General features: G+C 59.8%; 11 protein-coding genes and 1 tRNA gene. 5 read left to right on the top strand and 7 right to left on the bottom strand.

Annotation, left to right across the window (positions count from 1 at the left end; all coding sequences use genetic code 11):
• Positions 1-371 precede the first annotated feature (371 nt).
• The 5 genes from F617_RS0102600 (at position 372) to F617_RS0102580 (ending at position 6,765) form a co-directional block, all read left to right on the top strand.
• On the top strand, positions 372-2,168 hold the full coding sequence (locus tag F617_RS0102600) for an acyl-CoA dehydrogenase C-terminal domain-containing protein (RefSeq protein WP_019564327.1): 1,797 nt from the start codon (positions 372-374) through the stop codon (positions 2,166-2,168).
• A 32-nt stretch (positions 2,169-2,200) separates the two neighbouring features.
• On the top strand, positions 2,201-3,409 hold the full coding sequence (locus F617_RS0102595) for an acetyl-CoA C-acetyltransferase (RefSeq protein ID WP_013635443.1): 1,209 nt from the start codon (positions 2,201-2,203) through the stop codon (positions 3,407-3,409).
• A gap of 186 nt (positions 3,410-3,595) precedes the next feature.
• Positions 3,596-5,812 carry a 3-hydroxyacyl-CoA dehydrogenase NAD-binding domain-containing protein gene (locus F617_RS0102590; RefSeq protein WP_019564326.1) on the top strand — a complete coding sequence of 739 codons (2,217 nt, stop codon included), beginning with the start codon at positions 3,596-3,598 and terminating at the stop codon, positions 5,810-5,812.
• A gap of 169 nt (positions 5,813-5,981) precedes the next feature.
• Positions 5,982-6,404: a hypothetical protein gene (locus F617_RS0102585; RefSeq protein WP_013635445.1), complete on the top strand. Its 423-nt coding sequence runs from the start codon at positions 5,982-5,984 to the stop codon at positions 6,402-6,404.
• Between the two features lie 285 nt (positions 6,405-6,689).
• Positions 6,690-6,765 (top strand) — tRNA-Phe (locus F617_RS0102580).
• Between the two features lie 246 nt (positions 6,766-7,011).
• On the opposite strand, the gene mnhG is transcribed toward F617_RS0102580, so the two are convergent.
• The 7 genes from mnhG to F617_RS0102545 form a co-directional block, all read right to left on the bottom strand.
• Complete coding sequence (gene mnhG, locus F617_RS0102575) at positions 7,012-7,356, bottom strand: monovalent cation/H(+) antiporter subunit G (RefSeq protein ID WP_003514988.1); 345 nt, start codon at positions 7,354-7,356, stop codon at positions 7,012-7,014.
• On the bottom strand, positions 7,353-7,634 hold the full coding sequence (locus tag F617_RS0102570; RefSeq protein WP_003514989.1) for a K+/H+ antiporter subunit F: 282 nt from the start codon (positions 7,632-7,634) through the stop codon (positions 7,353-7,355). Before F617_RS0102570 ends, mnhG begins: the two co-directional genes overlap by 4 nt.
• Positions 7,631-8,119 carry a Na+/H+ antiporter subunit E gene (locus tag F617_RS0102565; RefSeq protein WP_003514990.1) on the bottom strand — a complete coding sequence of 163 codons (489 nt, stop codon included), beginning with the start codon at positions 8,117-8,119 and terminating at the stop codon, positions 7,631-7,633. Before F617_RS0102565 ends, F617_RS0102570 begins: the two co-directional genes overlap by 4 nt.
• The gene (locus F617_RS0102560) at positions 8,116-9,762 is read right to left on the bottom strand and encodes a monovalent cation/H+ antiporter subunit D (RefSeq protein ID WP_019564325.1); all 1,647 of its coding nucleotides are present in this window, start codon (positions 9,760-9,762) and stop codon (positions 8,116-8,118) included. The genes F617_RS0102565 and F617_RS0102560 overlap by 4 nt, the downstream gene beginning before the upstream one ends.
• On the bottom strand, positions 9,759-10,094 hold the full coding sequence (locus F617_RS0102555) for a Na+/H+ antiporter subunit C (RefSeq protein ID WP_003514993.1): 336 nt from the start codon (positions 10,092-10,094) through the stop codon (positions 9,759-9,761). The genes F617_RS0102560 and F617_RS0102555 overlap by 4 nt, the downstream gene beginning before the upstream one ends.
• Positions 10,094-13,012, bottom strand: coding sequence for a monovalent cation/H+ antiporter subunit A (locus F617_RS0102550; RefSeq protein ID WP_019564324.1), 2,919 nt, complete (start codon positions 13,010-13,012; stop codon positions 10,094-10,096). Before F617_RS0102550 ends, F617_RS0102555 begins: the two co-directional genes overlap by 1 nt.
• Positions 13,013-13,118: 106 nt before the next feature.
• Positions 13,119-13,496 carry a hypothetical protein gene (locus tag F617_RS0102545; RefSeq protein ID WP_026330635.1) on the bottom strand — a complete coding sequence of 126 codons (378 nt, stop codon included), beginning with the start codon at positions 13,494-13,496 and terminating at the stop codon, positions 13,119-13,121.
• Positions 13,497-13,726: the final 230 nt, after the last annotated feature.

Raw genomic sequence — 13,726 nt, 5'->3', positions numbered from 1 at the left:
CGCTCGCTTCGCTTCCGTCCGGCGTGCCCGGTGTTTGTTGCAACGGCTACCCGCCTGATAATGCCGTCGCACAACATGCAGCAATTCTAGAGCCGGTATTTGCCCCCATGGAGGAAAATGCTTCGATTGACGAAGCAGTTACCTCGTGTCGGAGAATTCACGAAACGTGGTAAAGAAGTGGTTAACTATGGTTGGAATTTTTTAACTTTTGCGGCTCGTAACGCTTTCGCGTGGGGCTGGCCAAGCATTGCGCGGAAAAAGGGCCATGACATTCGACCGGAATTTATTTGACGTTTACGCGCACGTCAAATATTGTCATCCCATATCGGCCGGATCGGCTCCGGCTTTCACGATGCGGAGGAACATCGGTAATGCCTGTTTACAAGGCCCCAGTTAAAGACACGCTTTTTATTCTGAACGACGTTCTTGGCCTCGAGCGGTATAACAACCTGCCCGGCTTCGAGGATGCAACCCCCGACATGATCGAGGCTATTACCGGCGAGGCGGCGAAACTTGCCGAGGAGCGGCTTTTCCCGCTGAACCTGTCTGGCGATCAACAGGGCTGCAAGCGTGCAGATGATGGTTCGGTTTCCGTTCCTGATGGTTTCAAGGAGGCTTACGACGCCTATTGTGAAGGCGGCTGGATCGGCCTCGCCGTACCGCCGGAATTCGGCGGACAGGGCCTGCCCTATACGCTGCATGCGGCGATTGGCGAGTATATGTCGTCCGCCAACCTGTCGCTGATGATGTATCCCGGCCTGACGCAGGGCGCCATCGCTGCCGTCCTCGTCCATGGCACGCAGGAGCAGAAAGAAACCTATTTGCCGAAGATGGTCGAGGGAACATGGTCCGGCACCATGAACCTGACGGAACCCCATTGCGGCACCGATCTCGGCCTGCTGCGCACAAAAGCAGTTCCGCAGGGCGACGGCAGCTACAAGATTTCCGGCCAGAAGATCTTCATTTCGGCCGGCGAACATTCCATGACTGATAATATCGTCCATCTGGTGATTGCCCGCATCGAGGGCGCGCCGGAAGGCACCAAGGGTATTTCGCTGTTCATCGTGCCGAAATTCCTCGTGAAGGAGGACGGTTCGCTCGGCGAGCGCAACGGCGTCACCTGCGGCGCGATCGAACACAAGATGGGCATCCACGGCAACGCCACCTGCGTCATGAACTATGACGATGCGACGGGGTATCTCTTGGGTGCGGAGAACAAGGGTCTCTCCGCCATGTTCGTGATGATGAACGAGGCCCGCCTCGGCGTCGGCCTTCAGGGCCTGTCCGTGGGTGAGATCGCCTATCAGAATGCGGTCGAATATGCCCGCGAGCGCATTCAGGGCCGTTCACTTTCCGGGGCAAAATTCCCCGATAAAAAGGCCGATCCGATCATCGTGCACCCGGATATCCGCCGTACGCTGATGACTATCAAGGCCTATAACGAGGCTGGTCGCGCCTTCCTTCTGTGGACCGCGCTGCAATCCGATATCGCCCACCGGTCGACCGATGAGAAAGAGCGTCAGACGGCAGATGACCTGCTCGGTCTCGTCACGCCGATCCTCAAGGGCGTGCTGACTGACAAGGGCTTCGACCATGCCGTGATGGCGCAACAGGTCTTCGGCGGTCACGGCTATATCGAGGAACATGGCATGAGCCAATATGTCCGCGATGCCCGCATCACCATGATCTATGAGGGTGCGAACGGCATTCAGGCGCTCGATCTGGTCGGCCGCAAGCTCGGCATGAATGGCGGCCGTGCCGTCATGGCGCTGTTCAAGGAAATCGGCGATTTCTGCGAGGAAAACCGCGCTGACGAAAAGCTTAGCCTCTACACCAAGGGCCTGAAGAAGGGCTTGAACGACCTGCAGGCCGCAACCATGTGGTTCATGCAGAACGCCATGGCCAAGCCAGACAATGCCGGTGCCGGTTCGACCGATTACATGCACCTCTTCGGTATCGTGGTGCTGGGTTACATGCAGGCCCGCATGGCGAAGGCGGCGAGCGAAGCCCTTGCGGCAGGTAGCACTTCGGACGAGGATTTCCTCAAGACCAAGCTTGTCACGGCGAAGTTTTATATGGAGCGCATCATGCCGGAAACGGCGCTACGCAAGGCCTGCATCGAAACCGGCGCGGACACCATGATGGAACTGGCTGCGGAAGCATTCTGACAGGGCGTGTCACGCGCCGAGGGAGAGAGTTAATGACCGACGTTTACATTTATGACCATGTCCGCACCCCGCGCGGACGCGGCAAGAAGGATGGCAGCCTGCATGAGGTGCCCTCCGTTCGCCTTGCCGCCAAGACGCTGGAAGCCATCCGCGACCGCAACGGGCTCGATACGTCTGCTGTCGATGACATCATCATGGGCTGTGTCGATCCCGTCATGGATGCCGGTGCAGTTATCCCGAAAGCCGCCGCCTTCGAGGCCGGTTATTCCAACAAGGCACCGGGAATGCAGATCTCGCGCTTCTGCGCTTCAGGTCTCGATGCCATCAACTTCGCGGCCGGCAAGGTCAAGGCAGGCTCCGACGATATCGTCATTGCCGGCGGCGTGGAAAGCATGTCGCGCGTCGGCATGGGCATGTCTGGTGGCGCCTGGTACATGGACCCTTCGGTCAACTTCCCCGCCTTCTTCATGCCGCAGGGCGTGTCGGCAGATCTCATCGCCACGAAATATGGTTTCTCCAGGGACGATGTCGACGCCTATGCTGTCGAAAGCCAGAAGCGCGCCGCGCATGCCTGGGAAAAGGGCTATTTCAACAAGTCCGTTATCCCCGTGAAGGACCGCAACGGCCTGACGATCCTCGACCGCGACGAACATATGCGCCCCGGTACGGACATGCAGGCGCTGGCTTCCCTCAACCCCTCTTTCCAGATGCCGGGTGAAATGGGCGGCTTCGAAGCCGTTGGCATCATGGCGCACCCGGAAGTGGAGCGTATCAACTACGTGCACCATGCGGGCAATTCGTCCGGTATCGTCGATGGCGCGGCCGCCGTTCTGGTTGGTTCCAAGGCGGGCGGCGAGGCGATGGGCGTGAAGCCGCGTGCCCGCATCAGGGCTTTCGCCAATATCGGTTCCGATCCGGCGCTGATGCTGACCGGCCCGGTGGATGTGACCGAGAAGCTTCTTAAAAAGACCGGGATGTCGCTTGCCGATATCGATCTTTTCGAACTCAACGAGGCCTTCGCCGCCGTCGTGCTGCGTTACATGCAGGCTTTCGACATCAGCCACGAAAGGATGAACGTCAATGGCGGCGCAATCGCCATGGGCCATCCGCTGGGTGCGACAGGAGCGATGATCCTCGGCACGGTGCTTGACGAGCTGGAGCGGCGCGATCTGAACACTGCCCTCGTCACGCTCTGCATCGGCGCGGGCATGGGCACGGCGACGGTTATCGAGCGGGTTTGAGTTACGGAGGGCTAACCCCAGGCTCCTCACCCTGTGCTCGTCACAGGGATTCCAGCAGCGCCGCGTCTGCGGCGCGCGAGAGTATTCCAGCCCAAAGACTTGGGCTGACTGGGTTCCTGTGACAGGCACAGGAATGAGGGATCGGGAAGTTCGGCGAAACGAAATTCAGGGAAGAGGAATCCCAAAATGAGCACTTATACCAATTTCACCATCGAGACGGACGCAGACGGCATTGCCCTTGTCACCTGGGACATGCCGGAGAAGTCCATGAATGTCTTCACTTCCGAGGTGATGGACGAACTGAACGCCATCGTTGACGCAACTGTCGCCGACGCTGCCGTCAAGGGTGTTGTCTTCACCTCCGGCAAGAGCACGTTTTCCGGCGGTGCCGATCTTTCGATGATCAAGTCGATGTTCTCCTTCTACAATGACGAGAAGGCGAAGGACCCGGATCAGGCAGCCGCCAAGCTGTTCGAACTGGTCGGCCGCATGACCGGCTTGTTCCGCAAGCTGGAGACCAACGGTAAGCCCTGGGTCTCAGCCATCAACGGCACCTGCATGGGCGGCGCTTTCGAGCTGTCGCTTGCCTGCCACGGTCGCGTCGCGTCGAATGCCAAGAGCCTCAAGATAGCCCTTCCTGAAGTCAAGGTCGGCATCTTCCCTGGTGCCGGCGGCACCCAGCGCGTGCCGCGCCTGACCGATGCGCAATCCGCCTTGCAGATGATGACCACCGGTCAGTCGCTGACCGGTGCGCGCGCCAAGGCCATGGGGCTGGTTCATCAGGTGGTGGATCCGGATCAGCTCATTTCCGCTGCCAAGCAAATGATCAAGGACGGCCTGAAGCCGGTTGCCCCCTGGGATGAAAAAGGCTTCAAGGCCCCCGGCGGCGGCATCTGGACGCCGGCCGCTGCCCAGCTCTGGCCGGCCGCTCCGGCGATCCTGCGCCGTGAAAGCGCCGGCAACTATCCGGCAGCACTTGCTATCCTGAAATGCGTCTATGAGGGTCTGCAATTGCCGTTCGATACGGCGTTGAAGGTGGAGCAGCGTTATTTCACCGAAATCCTTCGCTCGAAGGAAGCCTTCGGCATGATCCGCTCGCTGTTCGTTTCCATGCAGGAACTGGGCAAGGGCGCGCGCCGCCCGGCCGGTCAGCCGAAGACGGAGTTCAGAAAGGTCGGCGTCGTCGGCGCGGGCTTCATGGGCGCTGCCGTTGCTTATGTCACTGCCGCAGCCGGTATCCCCGTCACGCTGGTGGACCGCGATCAGGAAGCCGCCGACAAGGGCAAGGGCCATTGCGAGGAAAGCGTCAAGGCCGCCATCGGCAAGGGCAGGCTGACGCAGGATGAAGGCAAGGCCTTGCTCGACCTCGTTACCCCGACAGCGGATTACGCGGCGCTCTCCGACGCCGATCTCGTCATCGAGGCCGTCTTCGAAGACCGCGACGTGAAAAAGGCCGTCATCGAGGCCGTGGAAGCCGTGTTGCCGCAAGGCGCAATTTTCGCCTCCAACACCTCCACCTTGCCGATCACCGGGCTTGCGAAGAACTCCAAGCGCCCGGTGGATTTCATCGGCATCCACTTCTTCTCGCCGGTCGAGAAGATGATGCTGACGGAAGTCATCCTCGGCAAGGAAACGGGTGACAAGGCGCTGGCCGTCGCGCTGGATTATGTGGCCAAGATCAGGAAGACGCCGATTGTCGTCAACGATACGCGCGGCTTCTTCGTCAATCGCTGCGTGCTGCGTTACATGGCGGAAAGCTACGACATGCTGATCGAGGGTGTGCCGCCCGCCATGATCGAGAATGCCGCGAAATTCGCCGGCATGCCGGTCGGCCCGCTGGCGCTGAACGACGAGGTGGCGATCGATCTTTCCTACAAGATCCTGAAAGCAACCGTCGCCGATCTCGGTGAAAAGGCTGTCGATCCGCGCCATATGGAACTGGTGAAGAAGCTGGTGGAAGGCGAGGGCCGTTTTGGCCGCAAGAACGCCAAGGGCTTTTACGACTACCCGCCAAAGCCCGCCAAGAAGTCCCTCTGGCCCGGCCTGAAGGATCTCTATCCTCAGCAGAAGCCGGAGGATGTGGATATGGAAGTGCTGAAACAGCGCTTTCTGGTCACCGTGGCGCTGGAAGCCGCCCGCACCGTGGAAGAAGGCATCGTCACCGACCCGCGTGAGGCCGATGTCGGCTCCATCCTCGGTTTCGGCTTTGCGCCCTACACCGGCGGCGCCCTCTCCTATATCGACGGCATGGGCGTGAAGACCTTCGTGGCGCTGGCCGAGAAGCTGAGCGAGACCTATGGCCCACGCTTCAAGCCGACGCCGCTTCTGAAGGACATGGCGGCCAAGGGCGAGACCTTCTACGGTCGCTTCGATCCCTATGGCAGCACCGCGAAAGCGGCATAAGCCTTCAAGACACACAAATGAACAGGCCCTTCGGGGCCTGTTTTTTTATCGGCCTATCGTGCCGATACCGTCGCTTTATGTGCATCCTTTGCCCGGCTGGGGCGTTGAGAAGGCGTGAACGGGCGATGCGCGCCCGGTGCCGCAATTCAGGACACTTCAGGAGACTGCAATGAAGACATCGCTGCGATCCCATGGTTTCGACAAACCATCGGACCTTGACGACCACTTGGCTGAACTTGATGAAGAAGCTGCGGAGAAAGAGGCAGAAAAGCCCGCTGTCCGAGAGGCGCGTGCTTCCGCTACGGTGGACCAGTCGATACGCGCGGAACTGGACGAACTCCGCAAACAGTTGGAAAAGCTGCGCCGCGATGTGAAAAAGCTGGAATCGGCGTCCCATCCAACCCGCCACAAACCCACAGATATCAGGCACGAGAAAGACCACGAGAATTCGCGCCTGATGATGGTTGTGCGCTCCGTTGCCGTTACCTCGCTTGCCAGCCGCATCTTCGCGTCCTCACCCGTCATGGCGGCTCTGGTGGCTGTGGTGCCTTTTGCGCTTGGACTTGCCGCACGGCGCAGGGAAGGGGCATAATTGCCCCAAGCCGCCCAACCGCCGCTCGCCCGGATCAGCCGCGCCTGAATCCGCCACCTGACTGATGTCGATCAGTTCTGGCGGATTGCCGATAGCGCGTTTCCAGCCACGATAAGGCCTTCACAGCGCACGTATTCCAGCCATCCACAGGCGCCGTGAAAAAACTGTCAAAAAACTTCGCTATGGCGCTTGCCATGTCCGAACAAGATGTTATAACCCCGCTCACTTTCGGGGCACCAAACAGCCCCGCCCGCCAAAAGCGGAGGTTCTTCAAGGACCTGAAGTGCCCGGATAGCTCAGTTGGTAGAGCAGCGGATTGAAAATCCGCGTGTCGGTGGTTCAAATCCGCCTCCGGGCACCATTCTTCTTAATTTCATTTTTTCCTGAATTGAATGCGTGTTGCCTCCTCCGCGCTGGCGAGAGCAGATTGCTTCCGTTGTCATCGGTTTTTTAGCGCGGACGATGTAACTCGATGCGTTACGTCTGCCTACTTGTCCAACAATCGGAAAGCCGCCCGCAAGTGGATCATCGGATAAGACTCGTCGCAGGAGAGTTTCCTTGATCTTCAGGAAGGTAATTCACGCAAAAATTATCTGAGTCCGCGGTGCTACAGATGCTCCCGGTTATCCGTATTCTGCTCCGCCCGGTCCCGATAAAGCGCGGCGCGGCCGAGTAGCATCAGGGAAACCGGTGTCGTCACCGTCACGAAGATGCCGATGAAGATCTCGTGGAAGGCGAAGCGGTCGCCGGAGACGGAGAAATAGATGATCGAGGCCATGACGATGCCGCCGGTGCCCCAGCTGGTGCCGAGCGTCGGTGCATGCAGGCGCTCGTAGAAGCTGTTGAGCTTGGCAAAGCCGATGGTGCCGATCAGCGTCAGCGAGGCGCCCAGAAGGACGAAGAACGCCACCAGAATGGCGGCCCAGAGCGGAAATTCTGCGGCATTGTTCATTCAATCACCTCGCCACGCATCATGAATTTGGAAAGGGCAACGGTGGAGACAAAGCCAAGGATTGCGATGAGCAGCGAGGCCTCGAAATAGATGTCGTTGCCGGTGCGCAGGCCGAAGGTCAAGAGAAGCAGCATGGCGTTGACATAGAGCGTGTCAACGCCGAGCACCCGGTCCTGGGCGCGTGGGCCGATGGCGATGCGGTAAACGGAAATCGTCATGGCAATGGCGAGCATCAGCTGCGCGAGCGAAAAGGACCAGAAAAGGATAATCGAACTCATTCGAATATCTCCATCAACAGTTTTTCATATCGGTTCTTGATGAGGCTTATCCAGGCCGCCTCATCCTCATCGTCGAGAACATGGAGCAGAAGCGTGCCCTGGCTGGAATTATATTCGAGCCAGGCGCTTCCCGGTGTCGAGGTGAGGATTGTCGCCAGAACGGCCAATCCCATCGGATCGCGAATATCGAGCGGCACCGCGAGGAAACCGGATTTGCGATCTCTCTCGCGCTGGAACAGAATGATCTTCACGACGGAAATATTGGACAGGACGATGTCGTAAAGCACGATCGCGATCAGCTTGACGAGCTTGTGCCAGTTGCGGATGCGAGGTTTTGCCGGCCGGAGCGACGCCATAGCCCAGGAGGCGATGAGGGCCACACCGGTGCCTAGCAGCAGATGTCCGGCTGAAAAGCTGTTGATCGTCATCCAGAAGATGATCAGCGAAACCGTCAGCAGCGGGTAGGGCAGGACACGGCTTATCATGGCTGCGCCTCCGGATTGGTTCCCGCTCTTGGGGCGGAAATGACGCCCTGAATGTAGCTGGCCGGCAGATCGAGAATACGCGCCGTCTCCTGCATGTAGCGCATCACCGGCCCCGCCTGCACGGTCATGGCGAGTGTCAGTCCCAGCAGCAGCATGATGGGCGCTATTTCGATGACGAGAACACGCGGTACTGTGCCTTCGAGGGAGGCCCAGAAGGTGCGGATGCCCGCGCGGGTCATCGAGATCAGCGAGGCGAAACCTGCAAAGACAATCAGGAAGACCAGCCACCAGGAAAGGGTGGAGACGCTGTCATTGGCACCCAGCCCTGAAGGGTTGAGAATGGCGGTCAGCATGGAGAATTTGGCGATGAAGCCCGAGAGCGGCGGCAGACCGGCGAGGAGAATGCCGCAGGCTGCAAAACACGCCCCGAGCACCGCCATGGTGCCGGGCATGGTTACGCCGACTTCTTCTTCCTCTTCCTCCTCTTCGCCCTCGCCATAGGCTTCCATGGTTACGGCAAGAACGTTCGCGCCGGCATCCTGCCCGCGTTCCACCAGTTCGATCAGCATGAAGAAAGCGCTGATGGTGAGTGTGGAACTGACGAGATAAAAGAGCGCGCCGGCTGCAACCGTGGGATTGCCGGTGCCCATGGCCGCGAGAAGTGTTCCCGAGGACACCAGAACCGAAAACCCGGCCAGCCGCCCAAGCGCCTGCGAGGCAAGAACGCCGATGGCGCCGAAGATGATGGTGGCGATGCCGCCGACAAGCAGGGCATCATGGCCAAAACCGGCCGATTCCCCGGCCGTCTGCCCGAAAAGCAGGAAGGACAGGCGGGCAATGACGTAGATGCCGACCTTGCTCATGATAGCAAACAGCCCGCCGACAGGTGCTGAAGCCGAGCCATAGGCGGAAGGCAGCCAGAAATTCAGCGGCCACATGCCAGCCTTGACCAGGAACGCGATGCCGAGAACCGCAGCGCCGGTTTCAAGCAGCATGCGCTGGTCCGGGTTGAGGCCGTCGATGCGGTGGGCAAGGTCACCCATGTTCAGCGTGCCGGTGACGCCATAAATGAGGCTGACGCCGATCAGGAAGAACAATGCGGCGACGAGGTTGATGGCGATGTAATGCAGCCCGGCCTTGACGCGCTGCTGACCGGAGCCATGCAACAGCAAACCATAGGATGCCGCGAGCATAACCTCGAAGAAAACGAAGAGGTTGAAGAGGTCACCGGTCAGGAAAGCGCCGTTGACGCCCATCAGCATCATCTGGAACAGCGAATGGAAATGCGCGCCTGCCTTATGCCATTTCGCCAGCGAATAGATCAGCGAGGGAATGGCAAGCAGTGCCGTCAAAAGCACCATCAGCCCGGAGAGGCGATCGGCAACGAGCACGATGCCGAAGGGTGCCGGCCAGTTGCCGAGCAGATAGACCCCGCTCGAAACCACCGCCGCGATCTCGGTATTGACCGTCGAGTTCACCTCGCGGAACAGCAGGATGGCGACAACAAGCAATATCACGGTCGAGGCAAGGCTGATGGCGGCCTTCGCCACGCGCTGGCGCTCGTCGAAGAACAACAGGAGGGCTGCGGTGATCAGCGGCACCAGAATGGGCGCGATGACGATGTGGAAGGGGAACGACATCATTTCGACTCCCTCCCGTCCACATGGTCGGTGCCGGTAAGCCCACGGGCGGCCAAAAGCACGACGAGGAACAGCGCAGTCGTCGCAAAGCCGATGACGATTGCCGTCAACACCAGCGCCTGCGGCACGGGGTCGGCAAGCGTGGAACTGTCGACGCCGTTCACCAGCACCGGCGGCGCATTGGTCTTGATTCCGCCGACGCCGAAGATGAACAGGTTGACGGCATAGGACAGCAGCGAAAGCCCGACGATGACCTGATAAGTGCGTGGGCGCAGGATCAGCCAGACGCCGGAGCCGGTCATGATGCCGATCCCGATTGAAAGAATGAGTTCCATTACACGTCCTCCGCTTTTGCGGCTTCAGGCGTGCGAACGCGGTAGTTACGCAACGATTGGTGTGCCAGTGCTATAAGAATAAGAACGGTGGAGCCGACGACCAGCGAGAAGACGCCGAGGTCGAACAGCAAGGCGGATGCCGTCGGCATTTTGCCGATATAGGGTATCTCCGTGTACTGGAAATAAGAGGTCAGGAACGGATAGCCGAAGTACCATGACCCCATGCCGGTTGCCGCCGCCATCAGAAGGCCGAAGCCCATCCAGCGCAGCGGCAGGATGCGGATGCGATCCTCCGCCCAGCGCGCGCCGCCGGCGAGATATTGTAGCAGGAACGCGATTGCCATAGTGATGCCGGCCGCAAAGCCGCCGCCGGGCAGATCGTGGCCGCGTATGAACAGGAAGATCGAAAAGGTGACGATAACCGGGAACATCCATTGCATGACGATGGACGGTACATAGAGATAGTCGCGCACCGTATCGCCCTTGCTGCGGTCGGGCCTCTCCGCATCGAAGGCGTTTTGCATCTGCTGCTGTTCCGGCACCCCGATGCTTTCATGTGCAGGGCGGAAACGGCGAAGCAGCGCAAAGACCGTCAGCGCCACGATCGCCAGCACCGCGATTTCGCCGAACGTGTCGAAGCCGCGGAAATCGACGAGGATGACGTTGACGACATTGGTGCCGCCGCCTTCCGAATAAGCGCGCTCGAGGAAATAGGTCGCGATGGCGTTCGGCACGGGCAGGGTCATGACCGCATAGGCGATGACGGACATTCCAATGCCGCTTGCTGCGGCCAGCAGGAAGTCACGGGCGCGGCGAAGCTGCGCCGGCAATTCATCGCTGCTGTCCACCTTCTCGAAGCGTTTCGGCAGCCATCTGAGACCGAGCAGGATCAGAACGGTGGTGACGATTTCGACCAGCAACTGGGTGATCGCGAGATCGGGTGCAGAAAGCCAGACGAATGTGAGGCAGGTGACAAGGCCGGAGACGCCGAGCATGATGAGTGCGGCGAGACGATGATATTTCGCCTGCCAGGCGGCACCCAGCGCGGCGATCATGCCGATCAGCCACAGAATGGCAAAGATCGGATCGAAGGACGTCACGCGCGGCAGCGACAATGAAAATTCCGAGAGGAAAAGCGGCGAGAAACCGGCAAGAATCGCCACGAGGATCAGAAGCCTCAGCTGCGGCTGCAGGCGCCGGGTGCCGAGCGTGCTTTCCAGCCACCGCGCCCACTTCCAGGACACGGTGACGAGAATGCGCTCGAAGATGCGCTGTCCCCGAAGATGCCGGAAGATCGGCGGGCCGTCGTCGCAGCGGGAGAAATAGCCGCCGAGCAGGGCATAGATGGCAACGCCGCCGCCGAGTGCTGCAATACTCATGATGAGCGGCAGGTTGAAACCGTGCCAAATCGACAGGCTGTAGACGGGCGTTTGCGGACCGAGAACGGAAAGCACAGCCGAATGCAGGAACGGGCCGATCGACAGGCTCGGAACGATGCCGACGATCAGGCAGGCGAAAACGAGGAACTCGATCGGGAAACGCATCCAGCGCGGCGGCTCATGCGGATTGGGGTTCGGCAGGTCAACCGGCTTGGGGCCGAAGAAGACCGTGTGGATGAAGCGTAGCGAGTAGGCGACGGCGAAGGCGCCTGACAACGTCGCGACGTATGGCAAAGCCCGGTCCAGCAGCGAGTCCGCGTGGGTTTCGACGGCCTCGGCAAAGAACATTTCCTTGGAGAGGAAGCCGTTGAACAGGGGCACGCCGGCCATTGCAGCGCTCGCCGCCATGGCGAGCGTCGTGGTTGCCGGCATATAGGTGTAAAGCCCGCTAAGTCGCCGCATGTCGCGCGTGCCGGTTTCATGGTCGATGATGCCGGCCGCCATGAACAGCGATGCCTTGAAGGTGGCGTGGTTGACCATGTGGAAGATCGCTGCAACCGCCGCAAGCGGGCTGCCCAGGCTCAAAAGCGTGGTAATGAGCCCCAGATGGCTGATGGTGGAATAGGCGAGCAAGCCTTTCAGGTCCTGCTGGAACATGGCGAAATAGGCGCCGAGCAGCAGGGTGATGACGCCTGCAGCACCCACCAGCCAGAACCATTCCGGCGTGCCTGCCAGCACCGGCCAGAACCGCGCCAGCAGGAAAACCCCGGCCTTCACCATGGTGGCCGAGTGCAGATAGGCGGAAACGGGCGTGGGCGCCGCCATGGCATTGGGCAGCCAGAAATGAAACGGAAACTGTGCGCTTTTCGTCAGCGCGCCGCCAAGGATGAGAATAAGTGCGGGCAGATAAAGGGAATGGGCGCGGATATCGGCACCGGCCGCGATGATCTTGTCCAGATCGTAGCTTCCCGCCATGTGGCCGAGGATCAGAAGCCCGGCGAGCAGGCTGAAGCCGCCGATGCCGGTCACGGTCAGCGCCATGCGGGCGCCATCGCGTGCGCCGGCGTTCTGGTGCCAGTAGCCGATCAGCAGGAACGAGAAGATGCTGGTCATTTCCCAGAAGATCGACAGCAAAATGACGTTGCCGGACAGCACTATGCCGAGCATCGAGCCCATGAAGGCGAGCAGAAAGGCGAAAAACCGTGGAATAGGGTCCTGGGCCGACATGTAATATCGGGCGTAGAGAACCACGAGCAGGCCGATGCCGGTAATGAGGATCGCGAAAATCCAGGCGAAGCCATCCAGCCGCAGGGTAAAATTAAGCCCCAGCTGCGGCAGCCATTCCACATCGTATTTCAGCACGCCACCGCCACTGACATTTGGATAAAGAAGAATGCTGCCGACCAGGCCGAAGAGGGCTACGGCGCTTGCTACGTAGGCCGCGCTTGCGGCCGCGCCTTCGCGCGGCATGAAGGCCGTTATGAGAGCGCCGACGAACGGCAATGCGATAATAAATGGTAGAACGGTTGCAAGTGTCATATGCGGCGGCGGTTTTCTCTCTGGAATTGGAGCCTACGGCGGGTTTCCGACGACTCCGATCCCTCAAGGTTCGCAAGGAACCGAATGATGAGGACCGCCGGAATGACTAAGAGATAATATGCGGAGGTGCTCTTGGAATCACGTTCGCAAAGTCTCGGAAAGTTTGTGGCGCGATGGCAACAGGCGTGACGGCCGGTTTGGCGTCAGCCACGATCCGCAGGATGGTCGAGGGAAAACCGACGGGGCGAAGCCCCGGAGCACCGTTGTGAGCCTTGCAGCCGTGATCGTCGCCGGTGGTGCAGTCCTTATCGCGAGGCGAGGGGGAGTGGCTTAGGTCAGCCGTCTGCAATCGTTCCAGACGGCTGGTCTTTGAGATTGCCTTGATGCCGGATGGCGCCTGAAAGCCGATGATGACGAGCAGGCTCGCAACCACAAGACCGATCAACACTTGCGGATGGCGCCTTGAACAGCGGCATTTCTCCATCCGTAACAAGTTGGCGTCTCCTTGATCGTAAAGGTCTCTCTAAAGCATCACCGCTGAGCGAATATCCCGTTGATTTGTTTTAGGGGAAGGCGGACACGCTTGTCCAGCGCACAGGCTGGAAAAACCGCCCGTCGCGTCCGATTCCTTTTCGTTTTTGCCCGTTTGCGGCAAAGTAGGGGCGACAATGGCTAAAAGCTTTTACAAATTTTACCGTTTGACGCCGGTGCTGA

Origin of the sequence: Agrobacterium sp. 10MFCol1.1, assembly GCF_000381165.1 — a bacterium.
Lineage (GTDB): Bacteria > Pseudomonadota > Alphaproteobacteria > Rhizobiales > Rhizobiaceae > Agrobacterium > Agrobacterium tumefaciens.
Note: the sequence above shows the minus strand (reverse complement) of the source record. Positions and strands in the feature narration are given on the sequence as shown.

What these genes read in the sequence shown, in the direction of transcription:
- F617_RS0102570 (WP_003514989.1), bottom strand. Translation starts at nt 7,634, where the DNA reads ATGAGTTCGATTATCCTTTTCTGGTCCTTTTCGCTCGCGCAGCTGATG.
- mnhG (WP_003514988.1), bottom strand. Translation starts at nt 7,356, where the DNA reads ATGAACAATGCCGCAGAATTTCCGCTCTGGGCCGCCATTCTGGTGGCG.
- F617_RS0102545 (WP_026330635.1), bottom strand. Translation starts at nt 13,496, where the DNA reads ATGGAGAAATGCCGCTGTTCAAGGCGCCATCCGCAAGTGTTGATCGGT.
- F617_RS0102590 (WP_019564326.1), top strand. Translation starts at nt 3,596, where the DNA reads ATGAGCACTTATACCAATTTCACCATCGAGACGGACGCAGACGGCATT.
- F617_RS0102560 (WP_019564325.1), bottom strand. Translation starts at nt 9,762, where the DNA reads ATGATGTCGTTCCCCTTCCACATCGTCATCGCGCCCATTCTGGTGCCG.
- F617_RS0102595 (WP_013635443.1), top strand. Translation starts at nt 2,201, where the DNA reads ATGACCGACGTTTACATTTATGACCATGTCCGCACCCCGCGCGGACGC.
- F617_RS0102550 (WP_019564324.1), bottom strand. Translation starts at nt 13,012, where the DNA reads ATGACACTTGCAACCGTTCTACCATTTATTATCGCATTGCCGTTCGTC.
- F617_RS0102600 (WP_019564327.1), top strand. Translation starts at nt 372, where the DNA reads ATGCCTGTTTACAAGGCCCCAGTTAAAGACACGCTTTTTATTCTGAAC.
- F617_RS0102565 (WP_003514990.1), bottom strand. Translation starts at nt 8,119, where the DNA reads ATGATAAGCCGTGTCCTGCCCTACCCGCTGCTGACGGTTTCGCTGATC.
- F617_RS0102585 (WP_013635445.1), top strand. Translation starts at nt 5,982, where the DNA reads ATGAAGACATCGCTGCGATCCCATGGTTTCGACAAACCATCGGACCTT.
- F617_RS0102555 (WP_003514993.1), bottom strand. Translation starts at nt 10,094, where the DNA reads ATGGAACTCATTCTTTCAATCGGGATCGGCATCATGACCGGCTCCGGC.